Consider the following 13,262-nt stretch of genomic DNA (forward strand, 5'->3'; position numbering starts at 1 on the left):
CTTTAGTATATGATGTCCGGCGAACAATGCCTACTGCCTACTATAACCAACCGCGGAGGCGGGAGGCCTCGGCCATTTTGCGCAAACCTACAATGTAAGCCGCCAGGCGCATGTGCACTCTCTTCGTGCGGGAAGTGTCGTATACGTTGTGAAAGGCATCCGTGAGAATGCGATCCAGCCGCTCGTTCACTTCATCCTCGGTCCAATAGTAACCCTGATTATTCTGCACCCATTCAAAATAGGATACGACAACGCCCCCCGCACTGGCAAGCACATCCGGTACAATCAGCACGCCGCGTTCGGACAAAATCTCGGTCGCCTTCGTCGTCGTCGGTCCGTTGGCCGCTTCCACCAGAATCCGGGCTTTAATATCGTGAGCGTTCTTCTCGGTAATTTGGTTCTCAATAGCGGCCGGCACCAGAATATCGCAGTCTTTCACCAGCAGCTCCTGATTCGTAATACGGCTTGGGAACAGGTTCGTCACGGTGCCGAAGGAATCCCGCTTATCCATCAGCTCGTCAATATTGAGGCCGTCCGGATTGTATAGTGCGCCCACAGCGTCCGAAATTCCAACCACTTTAGCCCCTGCATCGTACAAAAATTTCGCCAAAAAGCTCCCTGCGTTCCCAAAGCCCTGAATGATCACGCGTGAACCCGGAATCGACATGCCCATAGCCGCCGCCGCTTCGCGCATCACAATCGTAACACCTTTCGCGGTCGAAGACTCGCGGCCGATGGAACCGCCGAGCACGAGCGGCTTGCCCGTAATGAAGCCCGGGGCGTCAAACTCGCGGATGCGGCTGTATTCGTCCATCATCCACGCCATGATCTGCGCGTTGGTGAACACGTCCGGCGCCGGGATATCCTTCGTCGGCCCCACGATCTGGGAGACCGCGCGAACGTACCCGCGGCTTAAACGCTCCAGCTCGCCCATCGACATCGTGCGCGGATCGCATTGGATGCCGCCTTTGCCGCCGCCGTAGGGGAGGTTGGTGATGCCGCATTTGATGCTCATCCACATCGACAGCGCCTTAACTTCTTCCTCGGTAACGTCGGGATGGAAGCGAATGCCGCCTTTCGTCGGTCCCACCGCGTCATTATGCTGCGCGCGATAGCCTACGAACACCTTCACTTTACCGTCATCCATACGGATCGGGATCCGCACAGTGAGCAGACGAAGCGGTTCTTTCAACAGCTCATAGTATGAATCGTTATAGTTCATCACTTCCAGAGCCGTGCGGATCACTTCCTGTGTGCGTTCAAAAACACTGATGTTTTCAGCAACCGGCACCACCCCTTGCGCAACTTGAAGCGATGCGTTCTGAGCGGATTCGGCTGCGGTCTTCGTACTCGTGGTCGTCATGGGAAGGTTCCTCCGATTGGTTTATTTCGCTGCGGCTTCGGATACGCTCAATACTTGCTTGATCCGCTCAATCGCCCAGTCCAGATCCTCTTGGGAAATCACCAGCGGCGGGGCAAAACGAATCGTCGTCTCATGCGTCTCTTTACACAACAAGCCCAGTTCTTTCAGCTTCTCGCAGTAAGGACGAGCCGCGCCGGACAGTTCCACGCCGATGAACAAGCCGCGTCCGCGGATGTCGACGATCGCCGGGTTGTTGATCTCGCGCAGTTTGGTGATGAAGTATTCGCCCAATTCTAGGGAACGCTTCACAAGTCCTTCTTCTTCGAGCACATCCAGCGATGCGATCGCTACAGCGCAACCAAGCGGGTTACCGCCGAACGTGGATCCGTGGGAACCTGGGCCGAATACGCCGAGCACTTCTTCGTCCGCCGCAACCGCGGAGATCGGGAACACCCCGCCGCCAAGCGCTTTACCCATGATGTACACGTCCGCTTTGATGTCTTCCCAATCGGTTGCGAATACGCGGCCTGTGCGTCCAAAGCCGGTTTGGATTTCATCGGCAACGAACAGCACGCGGTTTTCTTCGCAGAGCGCTTTCGCTTGCTTCAGGAAGCCTTCTTCGGGGATTACGATGCCCGCTTCCCCTTGGATCGGTTCTACCAGGAACGCGGCTGTGTTCGGCGTGATCGCCGCTTTCAACGCTTCAATATCGCCGTAAGGAATGATGCGAAAACCCGGTGTGAACGGCCCGAACCCTTCTTTGTATTCCTCTGAGGAAGAGAACGAAGTAACGGTAATCGTCCGTCCGTGGAAGTTGCCTTCGCAGACGATGATTTCGGCTTGGTTGGCCGGAACGCCTTTGATATTGTAAGCCCAACGTCTCACCGCTTTCACTGCCGTTTCAACCGCTTCAGCGCCGGTGTTCATCGGCAAAATCATGGTTTTGCCCGTCAGAGCGGACAGTTTCTCGTAGAATTCGCCCAGTTGATCATTGTGGAACGCTCGGGATGTTAATGTTACTTTATCTGCTTGATCTTTCAGCGCCTGAATGATGCGCGGGTGGCGATGCCCCTGGTTCAGTGCGGAGTATGCGCTCAGCATATCCATGTAGCGGTTACCTTCGGGATCTTCGACCCACACGCCTTCCGCTTTGGAAATGACGATAGGCAATGGATGATAGTTATGGGCTCCGAATTTCTCGGTTTGTTCGATTATACGGTTCGTTTGTGTCATAGGATGAAATCCTCCTTATTGGTTTTCGCGTGTTTTTGCAAAATAAATCAACTTCATAACCATTATACAAGCAAGAACGATGCCAACTTTTTGGATGGGGATAAAAGAGTGATGAGGTTTCTTGAGTGCAAATAATATTGGCAGTGTGCAAAATTTGGTTGCGGGTTGTGCAAAATATTTTGGCGGTTAGCGTTTTTGGTGGTACAATAGGTTGGGTAGAGTTAGATATGTGAAAGTGATTGTGCCGGTCCTCGAGGGATCTGGAGTAACAGGAAGGCAAGGTGTGTTATGGCAATGCAGGACGATACCGCTCATCTGGAAAAAATGCTGTCTTTATACCGCAGTGTCACCGACAAAATCAACGAAGGCGTCCACGTCGTCGACGAATCCGGGCGTTCTCTCATCTATAATGCCAAAATGACGGAGCTCGAATCCATGAGCCGCGACCATGTGCTGTGGAAGCCGCTTGAGGAAGTGTTTCAGTTCTCCGGCGATCAGGAAAGCACGTTGCTGAAGGCTTTGAACACGGGGCAGCCTGTGCAGAATGTGCGGCAGACGTATTTTAATGATAAGGGGAAGAAGATTACGACGCTGAATCATACGTATCCGATCCTCGAGGAAGGGCGCGTCATCGGGGCGGTGGAAATCGCCAATGATGTGACGAAGCTCGAGCGCCTCGTGCGAGGCACGATGCTCGAGGGGAAAGGCGAAGGAGGACTGCGGTACGACTTCGCCTCCATTGTGGGGCCGAGCGCGGCTTTGCGCGAGGTAATTCGCCACGGCGAGCGGGCGGCGCGCACGAGCTCCTCCGTCCTCGTGGCCGGTGAAACCGGTACGGGGAAGGAGCTGTTCGTGCAGAGCATCCACCAGGCGAGCGCCCGGGCGGAACGCCCGTTCATCTCGCAGAACTGCGCGGCCCTGCCGGACACGCTGATCGAGAGCTTGCTCTTCGGAACGGCTAAGGGCGCGTTCACGGGGGCGGTGGAGCGCCCCGGGTTGTTCGAGCAAGCGGAGGGCGGCACGCTCTTCCTGGACGAGATCAACTCGCTGGGACTAGCGCTCCAGGCGAAGCTGCTGCGCGTGCTGCAGGAGAAGGCGCTGCGCCGCGTCGGCGACACCCGGGACCGCGCGGTCAACGTGCGCGTCATCGCCGCGCTGAACGAGGACCCGATCACCGCGGTCACGGAGGGGCGGCTCCGCAAGGATCTGTACTATCGACTCGGCGTCGTCGTGTTGATGATCCCGCCTCTGCGGGAGCGGCCGGAGGACATTATGCCGCTGGTCCGGCACTTTATCGCGAAATACAATGCATTGTTCCAGATGCAGGTGACGGGGGTGGATACGGAAGCGGAGCGTTTCTTGCTCGGCCATGATTGGCCGGGTAATGTGCGTGAGCTGCAGCATGTTATCGAGGGGTCCATGAACCTCATGGACGACGAGAGCCTGATCGGCATGGACCATATGCCGATCTACCACGCCAGCCGCGTCGTCAAAGCGTTGGCGGCCGGGTTGCCGGCTGATGGCAGATCCAGCGCCACCGGCAGCGTACCCGTGACAGGCGGCATTGACGCTGCCAGCAGCAAGCTCACGACAGGCACGTCCCCATCCAACACGGGCTCCACGGACGGCTTAATGGCCGACTTGCATGAGATTAAGCCGCTTAAGCAGAAGCTTGAAGAATTTGAGCGAACCTATCTACAGCAAGTTGTTGCTCTCCAAGGCGGCAACATCTCCAGAGCGGCCCGCGAACTGGGCATCAGCCGTCAAAGCCTTCAATACAGGCTAAAAAAATTCCAGCCGTCACACCAAACCCAGCAACAGCAAACGCAAAATTAATTTGCTCCTCACCGCCAAGATTTTTGGCGGTGGCTTCTTTTTTTGCACCTCGCCTCGCTAACAGTCCTAATGGTAAGTTAATTATCTCATTTCCACTCATTTGGGAGTTATCCCATTCACTCAGCCCAAATCTGGTACCCCTCAACTACACATCACCTTTACCTCTGAACTAACCCGATACCTATCTCATTTCCACTCATTTGGGCGTTATCCCATTCAATCAGCCCAATCTGGTACCTTTCAACGACACATCACCTTTACCTCTGAACAAACCCAATACCTATCTTATTTCCGCTCATTTGGGCGTTATCCCATTCACTCAGCCCAAGTCTGGTACCTTTCAACATCACCTTTACCTTTGAAACTAACCCGATACCTATCTCATTTCCACTCATTTGGGCGTTATCCCATTGACTCAGCCAAGTTCTAATAAAGTTACGTTGATATCTGGGCCATAGCGCAAAACAGGATTAGATGGTCCAGGCGCGCTGAGCGATTGGGATAACGGGGCCATGGCACAAAAACAGGATTAGCTGGTCCAGACGCGCTGAGCGATTGGGATAACGAGGCCATGGCGCAAAAACAGAATTAGCTGGTCCAGTCGTGCTGAGCGATTGGGATAACGGGGCCATGGCGCAAAAACAGAATTAGCTGATCCAGACGCGCTGAGTGAATGGGATAACGGGGCCATGGCGCACAATCAGGATTAGTTGGTCCATGCGTGCTGAGCGAACGGGATAACGGGGCCATGGTGCAAAAAACAGGATTAGCCGGTCCAGGCGCGCTGAGCGATCGGGACAACGGGGCCATGGCACCAAAACAGAATTAGTTGGTCCAGGCGCGCTGAGCGATTGGGATAACGGGGCCATGGCACAAAAACAGAATTAGTTGGTCCAGGCGCGCTGAGCGATTGGGATAACGGGGCCATGGCGCAAAAACAGGATTAGCTGGTCCAGACGTGCTGAGCGAATGGGATAACGGGGCCATGGCACAAAATAAGGATAAGTTGGTCCAGACAGGCTGAGCGAACGGGATAACGGGGCCACGGCACATATACAGGATTAGCCGTCCCAGGCGCGCTGATTAAACGGGATGGGAACGTTACCAAATGGATTTCCCCCCTAAAACTTGGTATGATAATTGCTTCTTAGTAAGGTTAGAGTCAAACTTATTTTATGAAAACGTATACAACAACAGTTGCGAATTCTCATCAAGGAGCGAATGCGATGATTACACAGACGGATCAACCAAACGAACTCAAGCGGACTATGACCAGCAGGCACATGTTCATGATCTCGCTGGGCGGCGTGATTGGGACAGGTTTCTTCCTCGGGTCGGGTTACACGATCCAACAGGCCGGGTCCATTGGGGCCATCCTATCCTACATGGTAGGCGGATTTATTATGTATCTTACGATGGCTTGTCTCGGAGAACTCTCCGTACACATGCCTGTCTCAGGGTCATTTCAAACGTACACTTCCCGATACATCGGCCGAGCCACCGGCTTTACGGTAGGTTGGATTTACTGGCTTGGCTGGGCGGTAACCGTGGCGCTCGAATTATTAGCATCAGGTCAGCTCATGCAACGCTGGTTCCCGACCGTGGACATCTGGGTATGGTGTTTGGTGTTTGGAGCTTTCCTGTTCATATTGAATGCATTATCCGCCAGATCGTTTGGCGAAGCGGAATTCTGGTTCTCCAGTATCAAAGTAATTGCCATTCTATTGTTCATTATACTGGGTCTGGGTGTGATGTTTGGATTGGTTCCGATGAACGGCGGCGCGGCAGCCCCGATGTTCTCAGCCTTTACGAATGAAAACAGTTGGTTGCCGAATGGTTGGACGGGGTTGATTTTGACCATGATTACGGTGAATTTCTCGTTCCAAGGGACAGAGCTGATCGGCATTGCGGCCGGTGAAAGTGAGGATCCGGAAAAAACCATTCCCAGAACGATCCGCATGGCGGTATGGCGCACTCTTATCTTCTTCTGTCTGGCCATCTTCGTCCTGGCGGCTTTGATTCCTTGGGAACAAGCAGGCGTGATTGAAAGCCCGTTCGTGATGGTGTTTGAATCGATCGGTATTCCTTATGCGGCGGATATTATGAATTTTGTGATTTTGACCGCGTTGTTGTCGGTGGGGAACTCGGGATTGTATGCGGCAACAAGAATGTTGTGGTCACTCTCCAAAGAAAACAATTTGAACCCGGTGATGACACGCGTCAATCGTCGCGGGATTCCGGTGAACTCCTTGATGCTAACGATGGGTATCGCGTTCTTGTCCCTGCTGTGCAGTGTGGTTGCGGCGGATACCGTCTTTGTATGGTTGATTTCCCTGGCGGGTCTAGGCGCTCAAGTCGGTTGGATTGCCATTACGGCATCTCAATTGGCCTTCCGCAAAAAATACATCGCCAGCGGCGGCAAGCTCAAGGATCTGAAGTTCCGGACACCGTTGTATCCGTACCTTCCTTTGCTGGGTTTGACTCTGAACATTCTCGTTCTGGTCTCTCTCGCGTTCGACAAGGATCAACGCATCGCCCTGTATTGCGGCATTCCGTTCGCGGCGCTGTGCTATCTCTACTACTTCTTCTTCGTGAAAGGCAAAACCGCCAGAGCGAAAACCGTAGCCGAGAAGAATATGCTTTAGGTCAAAATAAAGCTAAAGCCCAAACCTTTTACGGGTTTGGGTTTTTTAGTGCTGAGACTCTGATTAGTTTTAATAAGATGGCTAGTTTGTGCGCTAACGAACTCAGGAAACGCTATTCGACCGATTTAAGCAGTTTGGCGAATCTAACGAATCGGAGACACCTTATTTGCATAATAATGATGGTTTTAAGCCCATTTGCCACGAATAGCGTTGTTCCAGTTCGTTAGATTTGTAATCTAACTTATTTCACCCAAATAACGTCACCTGAGTTCGTTAGCCGGCTGCACCGCAACCCACAACAAAGCCCGCCTCAACGAGGCGGGCTTCAATCATTACAATATACGCTGTCCCAACAAGGACGCGATCAGTTCAACAGCCAGCCGGGCTGTTTTGTTGCCGGAATCCAGGGATGGATTCACTTCAACAAACTCCGCGGATGTGATCTTTTTCGACTCGCACATCAGCTCCAGTGCAAAATGCGCCTCCCGGTAACTCACGCCCCCCGGGATCTTCGTGCCGGTGCCCGGCGCTTCCAGCGGATCCAGGCTGTCGATGTCGAAGCTCAGGTGCACGCCGTCCGTGCCGTTCGTCACGATCGCCAGCGCTTCGTCCATCACCGCGGACATGCCTTTGCGGTCGATGTCGTGCATCGTGAAGCATTTGATCCCGGAGCTGCGGATGAAATCCCGCTCCCCTTGATCCAATTGCCGCGTGCCGATCAGCACAATGTTCTCCGGCTTCAGGTTCGGTCCCGCTCCCTTAATCTGCGTCAGCAAGGACGGCCCGCGCCCCATAGCGACACCCAGCGACATCCCGTGGATGTTACCGGACGGGCTGGTCTCTTCGGTGTTCAGATCCGCATGCGCGTCAAACCAGATGACGCCCAGGTTCTTATACTTTTGCACCAAACCGCCCAGTGTACCGATGGCAATACTGTGATCGCCGCCCAACACGAGCGGGAACGCGCCTTGATTCACTACACCCGCAACTTCAGCCGCCAGGTTCGTGTTTAACTCTATAATTTCATTTAAGTATTTCAAATTAGGATGCGTTTCCCCCGACTCGCTCGGTACAGGCAAGGTCACTTCCTTATCAATATGGAAACCCAACTCTTTCAATTGGCGGTTCAAACCTGCTAGACGGATGGCCTCCGGCCCGAATTCAGTACCTCTGCGGCCTGCTCCGTATCCGAAAGGAACGCTAAGTATGGATAGTGCCTTCGTTTCAGTGCTCATCATAATTCTCCCTCTCCTTATCGGATCTCTCTACCTATTCTACAAGCAATAACTGTGCCAACTGCCTTCTCTACTCCCAAAATGGGTCATGTCTGCGCTCAATCTATACCTTTGCGTCCGTCATAATCTACATTGTTTTGCGCAATACTGATGACAAAATATGCATCTCTTCCCTATACTTCGTTACCGTCCTTCGCGAAAGTTGAATCCCGTCCCGGTCCAAAACATCCACAATTTTCTGATCCGAAAAAGGTTTGATTTTATTCTCGGTATCGATCAATTGGCGAATCTTGGCCTTCACGGTCACACTGGATGCCGCTTCTCCGCCCGAGGTCTGCAAGCCGGAAGAGAAGAAGAACTTCAGCGGCACCACGCCCCGCGGGGTTTCAACAAATTTATTCATGACCGCGCGGCTCACCGTGGATTCGTGAAGTCCGAGCTGTTCGGCGATTTGCTTCAGTTTCAAGGGCTTCAACCCTTCGACGCCCCCTGTCACGAAACCTTCTTGCTCCTGCATAATCGCTTGGATGACACGGTACAACGTTTCCTCCCGATGCTCCATGCTCCGCAACACCACCGAGGCGGCACGCGTCATTTCTTTCAGATACGTAACAGTAGGTTGACATCGAATTTGTTCGGCCATGGATGCGTATTCGGTGTTAATGGTTACTTTTGGAAGCGAGCCCTTCAGCAAGAGTATGGTAATCTCCTCGCCTTGTACTTCAATCCTGGCGTCTGGCACCACATACACATTTCGTTGCGGCGTTAATGCCAATCCGGGACGCGGATCGAGCTTACGAATCATGGCCACGGCTTCCTTCACTTGGTCCAAAGATATGCCTAGTTCAGCAGCTATCCGATCCAGTCGCCCCTGTGCCAACAAGGTTAGATACCCGCATACGATCTCGCGAGCTCCCACCGGCACAACCGCCTTCCACTCCAGCTGAATCCGCAGGCATTCGCTTACATCCCTTGCCCCGACGCCGGCAGGCTCGAGTCTGTGCACTTGCCGCAGCGCTTCTTCGACCATCTCCGAATCCATGCTCAATGCCACGGCAACTTGCTCCGTCGTAACATCCAGATAACCCGAATCATCCAGATTCCCCGCCATATAGACGGCCGCCCGAAACACTTCCTGCGGTAAATGACTCATACGCAATTGGCTAACCAAGCTATCCTCCAGCGTATGTTCATAAGCGGGGATTCGGTGCATCACATCGGGCTTCACTTGGGTGGCCGACGGCGATTTCTTCCTATTTTGCTTCAAAAATATGGATCTATGTTTGGGTTCCTGGACGTTCAATAACGGGTTGTCATTAGCCTGCTCGTAAAGGTAGTCTGATAGTTCGCTGTTCGAAAGCTGCAGCATGTGAATGGATTGATGCATTTCAGGTGTGATGGATAGTTTGAGTCCTTGTTCCAGTTGTAATCCTGCGCCCGCTTGCATGTTCAAACCTCCTCTGTATCAAAGGTGGGCTGTATAAAAATACACTGCGGCTCATAATTATGTAACCGCTTTCATTTCTTAATTTGATTATACATTTCAGGCTTCCCTTTTGTCACTGGATGGATGTGGAATGTGCATGTTTCTATTGGCGCCTAAAAAATAAACTCCCAACGCCAAAGGCATCGGGAGCAACCATTTCGAACCATTTAGTTCTGCGAGTTGAATTCTCTCGGTATTCTTCGTGCCACTTTGGTGCGGATTGCGGCTTCAATGACTTGTTTACGTATGGAACGAACGATATCCGTATTAAACACACTTGGGATGATGTAATGCTTGTTGAGCTCATCCGGTTTGATGATGGAGGCGATCGCTTCCGCGGCTGCCAGCTTCATCTCCTCGTTAATGTCCGAGGCACGGCAATCCAAAGCGCCGCGGAACATGCCCGGGAAGCATAGCACGTTGTTGATCTGGTTCGGATAGTCCGAGCGTCCTGTCGCGATGACGGCGGCAATATCCTCGATTTCTTCCGGCGAGATTTCAGGCGTCGGGTTTGCCATCGCGAATACGATCGGATCCTTAGCCATCGTGCGAATGTCGTCTCGGTTCAACAGGTTGCCTCGCGATAACCCGATGAACACATCCGCTCCGCGCAGCGCATCCCGCAGGTCACCGGACACCCGATCCGGGTTCGTATTGGCCGCGTACCATTGCTTCATCGGATTCGCATATTCGTCATTAGCGTTCAGGATCCCCTCAACATCCACACCCAACAGATTCTTCACACCCGCCGCCAGCAAAATCTTACTGCAAGCAATCCCCGCAGCCCCGATCCCGCAAACGACAACTTTGAGGTCGTGAATGTCTTTGCCGACGATTTTCAGTGCATTGATTAACCCGGCGTAAAGGACAACGGCCGTACCATGCTGATCGTCGTGGAACACAGGGATGTCCAACTCTTGACGGAGGCGGGACTCAATCTCGAAGCATCGCGGCGACGAGATATCCTCAAGGTTAATGCCGCCGAAGGCAGGCGCTATATGTTTAATCGTTCGGATGATTTCTTCAGTATCTTGCGTGTCCAGGCAGATCGGGAAAGAGTCCACGTCCGCGAATTGTTTGAAGAGCATCGCTTTGCCTTCCATGACCGGCATGGCCGGGTGAGGCCCGATATTACCGAGGCCCAGAACAGCGCTCCCGTCCGAGATAACGGCAACCATGTTCCGTTTCACGGTCAGCGTATGCGCTTTCTGCGGATCATCCTTGATCGCGAGACATACTCGCGCCACATCCGGCGTATACACGCGGGACAGATCGTCGCGGTTTTGGATTGGTGTTTTGGGCGTGATGGAGATTTTGCCCCCCAGATGCAGTAAGAAGGTACGGTCGGATACGTGAACGAGTTTCACATCCGGTGTACGTCCGAGCGCTTCCGTGATGCGGTCGATATCCGCTGTGTCCGACACATTCACTGTGAGATCCCGCACCGAGATGGATTTGTTCCCGCTGATAATATCAATGGCGACAATATCTCCGCCGTTCTCCGAAATTAAAGATGCCACCTGGCCGAACTTGGTCGACTCCGAATTAAACTCCAAACGCAGAATGACGCTCTTCCCGCTGTAGGACGATTGCGATTGGATAAGTGTTGTGGGGTTCATGGATTGGCCTCCCGAATTTTATTAAGGTACTGTCCTTAACAAAGCAAGATCTGTGCCACCTATTGAAGCTTTATTCCTTTTTGCCCAAAAGAAACCATTAGCACACTTCCCGTTCACTCTACTCTAAAGTAACCTTCGTGTTGTTAGGAACGATCTGTACCCACGTCTGCCCCGGCAGGAAACCCGCTTCCTTCCCGTCCTTATATGCGCGAATGGCTCCGTCCTTGTTCTCCCAGGTGACCTCTTGCGCCACGCCTCTGTAAATGAGGAGCCCTTTGCCCGGGCCGTAGATGTCGACGTCGCGACGTCCGACCTTGTCCGTGATGCGGTGGTCGGTGTAGGCGATCAGCAGGGATGTGGCCGTCAGTTGCTTCCCGGTTACGCGGTCCTCATGCGGCTTGCCTTCCATGAAACGCTTGTAATTGCCGCTGGCCGCATCGTACTCGTAAGCTACATCGTAGCCGGCAATGTAGGGAATGCCGACTTTGGCGGCAGGAGCACCTACAGGCACGGCGTCCGCAGGCGCGAACGTTAGCTGCATCGGCACCCAGTCCTCCCGCTTTTTGCGGTCCGTGACCGCCTCGCGGATTTTGGGGACGCTGCTGTACAGGTTGTGCGGCGCTTTGCGGGATTTGTCCCGCCAGTAGTATTTGTCATCGCCGTACACTTGGTCGAAGTGATCCAGCTTGTGGCTCTTTAGGATGTTCATCGCCTCTTGGCTCCACCCCGCGTGAACCATGACGGCATCCAGTTCCTCTCCCAGCTGTACAAAATACGGCCGAATACTCCGCACAGGCCCAATCGTATCTACGGTCCGGCTCTGGTAGACGGCCAGGAAGCGCGTGATTTCGCCTTCGGCGAGCACCTCGTAGACGATGTCGGCTTGATCCAGGCCGCTTTGCGGGCGCGCCCGCGGGGAGTTCTCGACCATGAACATGAGCGGTCGGAGCTTTAACGCCGCGGGTAGACCCAGCCCCGTCAAGGGCGCGGCGAATTGCTCCGCGGGCGGCGTTGGTGTTGGCTCCGGCGTCGGCTCGGGCGTTGGTGCGGGTGTTTCGTTCTGCACCGCGGGCTCCTCCGCGACGGGCGTGTTGCTGCAGCCTGCGGCTGTTATCATGAATGCGGCCGATAGGGCCAGTAGCATTTGGCGTTGGGAAGAGATGGTCTTCATAGAAGTGGCACCTGCCTTTTCATGTTAGTAGTGATGTGGAGCCTTGTCCGATTCGGACGCTTAGGTTATATTCCACAAGCAGGCGGTGAGTCCTTTTTTGGGCGGGGAAAATGTGGGGGGAGCTGGTGACGAATCATTTCAAAATATGGTATGTTTTTGAAATCAAGATAGGGGGTTTAGGGTGAATCGTACTTATGTATTTGTTGCTTCGTTGGTTCTAGCGCTTGGTCACGTTGCGGTGAGCTATCAGATGTTGACTATTTCGTTACTGGAGCCGAGCATACTTCCCGTGGAAGCAGATAACGTATCCGCGGCGGGGTTGGGCTTAGTGGTCATCCCAATGTTGGTGCTTGGGTTGCATGTGATACTGCATCTTGTTATTTTTGCGATATGTCTCATGAGATATAGGAAGAAATCTTTTATGTTTACGATGCTGTTACCCTCGAGGGGTGTTGCATTTTTGAATGTGATTAGAGCGCTAGGAGCTGTTATTTTCTTAGTAATTGCAATATCATTGCTGAGCAGTAACGTTTATCCGTTATGGATGATTCTTTACGGTTTAGTGGTGTACGTGGTTTATTGGGGCTGGGTGCTGCATATGGTATCGGATCGGTTGATTGAGCGAAGATAAAGGAGTGTTCTCATGTTTCTTATAGGAATTTTACTAATTGTAT

Annotated in this window: 9 protein-coding genes; 3 read left to right on the forward strand and 6 right to left on the reverse strand. The window is 53.2% G+C overall.

Annotated elements, in window-relative coordinates; all coding sequences use genetic code 11:
• Positions 1–40: 40 nt before the first annotated feature.
• Positions 41–1,363 (reverse strand): Glu/Leu/Phe/Val family dehydrogenase, encoded by a 1,323-nt coding sequence (locus SY83_RS02420; protein WP_082882263.1) that lies wholly within the window; start codon positions 1,361–1,363, stop codon positions 41–43.
• A 21-nt stretch (positions 1,364–1,384) separates the two neighbouring features.
• The gene (locus SY83_RS02425) at positions 1,385–2,596 is read right to left on the reverse strand and encodes an ornithine--oxo-acid transaminase (protein WP_068603932.1); all 1,212 of its coding nucleotides are present in this window, start codon (positions 2,594–2,596) and stop codon (positions 1,385–1,387) included.
• Positions 2,597–2,884: 288 nt separating this feature from the next.
• On the opposite strand from SY83_RS02425, the gene SY83_RS02430 reads away from it, so the two are divergent.
• Both SY83_RS02430 and SY83_RS02435 read left to right on the forward strand, forming a co-directional pair.
• Positions 2,885–4,432 (forward strand): sigma-54 interaction domain-containing protein, encoded by a 1,548-nt coding sequence (locus SY83_RS02430; RefSeq protein WP_082882264.1) that lies wholly within the window; start codon positions 2,885–2,887, stop codon positions 4,430–4,432.
• 1,226 nt (positions 4,433–5,658) lie between these two features.
• A complete protein-coding gene (locus SY83_RS02435) occupies positions 5,659–7,077 on the forward strand; it encodes an amino acid permease (protein ID WP_068603935.1) in 1,419 nt (472 codons plus the stop codon).
• Between the two features lie 332 nt (positions 7,078–7,409).
• On the opposite strand, the gene rocF is transcribed toward SY83_RS02435, so the two are convergent.
• The 4 genes from rocF to SY83_RS02455 form a co-directional block, all read right to left on the reverse strand.
• The gene (gene rocF / locus SY83_RS02440) at positions 7,410–8,315 is read right to left on the reverse strand and encodes an arginase (RefSeq protein WP_068603936.1); all 906 of its coding nucleotides are present in this window, start codon (positions 8,313–8,315) and stop codon (positions 7,410–7,412) included.
• A gap of 124 nt (positions 8,316–8,439) precedes the next feature.
• On the reverse strand, positions 8,440–9,759 hold the full coding sequence (gene rpoN / locus SY83_RS02445) for an RNA polymerase factor sigma-54 (RefSeq protein WP_068603938.1): 1,320 nt from the start codon (positions 9,757–9,759) through the stop codon (positions 8,440–8,442).
• A gap of 206 nt (positions 9,760–9,965) precedes the next feature.
• Positions 9,966–11,417 (reverse strand): NAD-dependent malic enzyme, encoded by a 1,452-nt coding sequence (locus SY83_RS02450; protein WP_068603940.1) that lies wholly within the window; start codon positions 11,415–11,417, stop codon positions 9,966–9,968.
• A 118-nt stretch (positions 11,418–11,535) separates the two neighbouring features.
• The gene (locus SY83_RS02455) at positions 11,536–12,588 is read right to left on the reverse strand and encodes a DUF3048 domain-containing protein (protein WP_068603942.1); all 1,053 of its coding nucleotides are present in this window, start codon (positions 12,586–12,588) and stop codon (positions 11,536–11,538) included.
• Positions 12,589–12,769: 181 nt separating this feature from the next.
• Between SY83_RS02455 and SY83_RS02460 the strand changes: the two genes are divergently transcribed.
• Positions 12,770–13,219, forward strand: a complete 450-nt coding sequence (locus SY83_RS02460) for a hypothetical protein (RefSeq protein WP_068603945.1) — start codon at positions 12,770–12,772, stop codon at positions 13,217–13,219.
• Positions 13,220–13,262 lie beyond the last annotated feature (43 nt).

The sequence above is a fragment of the Paenibacillus swuensis genome, from assembly GCF_001644605.1.
Taxonomy (GTDB): domain Bacteria; phylum Bacillota; class Bacilli; order Paenibacillales; family DY6; genus Paenibacillus_N; species Paenibacillus_N swuensis.

What these genes read in the sequence shown, in the direction of transcription:
- rpoN (WP_068603938.1), bottom strand. Translation starts at nt 9,759, where the DNA reads ATGCAAGCGGGCGCAGGATTACAACTGGAACAAGGACTCAAACTATCC.
- SY83_RS02420 (WP_082882263.1), bottom strand. Translation starts at nt 1,363, where the DNA reads ATGACGACCACGAGTACGAAGACCGCAGCCGAATCCGCTCAGAACGCA.
- SY83_RS02425 (WP_068603932.1), bottom strand. Translation starts at nt 2,596, where the DNA reads ATGACACAAACGAACCGTATAATCGAACAAACCGAGAAATTCGGAGCC.
- SY83_RS02430 (WP_082882264.1), top strand. Translation starts at nt 2,885, where the DNA reads ATGGCAATGCAGGACGATACCGCTCATCTGGAAAAAATGCTGTCTTTA.
- rocF (WP_068603936.1), bottom strand. Translation starts at nt 8,315, where the DNA reads ATGATGAGCACTGAAACGAAGGCACTATCCATACTTAGCGTTCCTTTC.
- SY83_RS02435 (WP_068603935.1), top strand. Translation starts at nt 5,659, where the DNA reads ATGATTACACAGACGGATCAACCAAACGAACTCAAGCGGACTATGACC.
- SY83_RS02455 (WP_068603942.1), bottom strand. Translation starts at nt 12,588, where the DNA reads ATGAAGACCATCTCTTCCCAACGCCAAATGCTACTGGCCCTATCGGCC.
- SY83_RS02450 (WP_068603940.1), bottom strand. Translation starts at nt 11,417, where the DNA reads ATGAACCCCACAACACTTATCCAATCGCAATCGTCCTACAGCGGGAAG.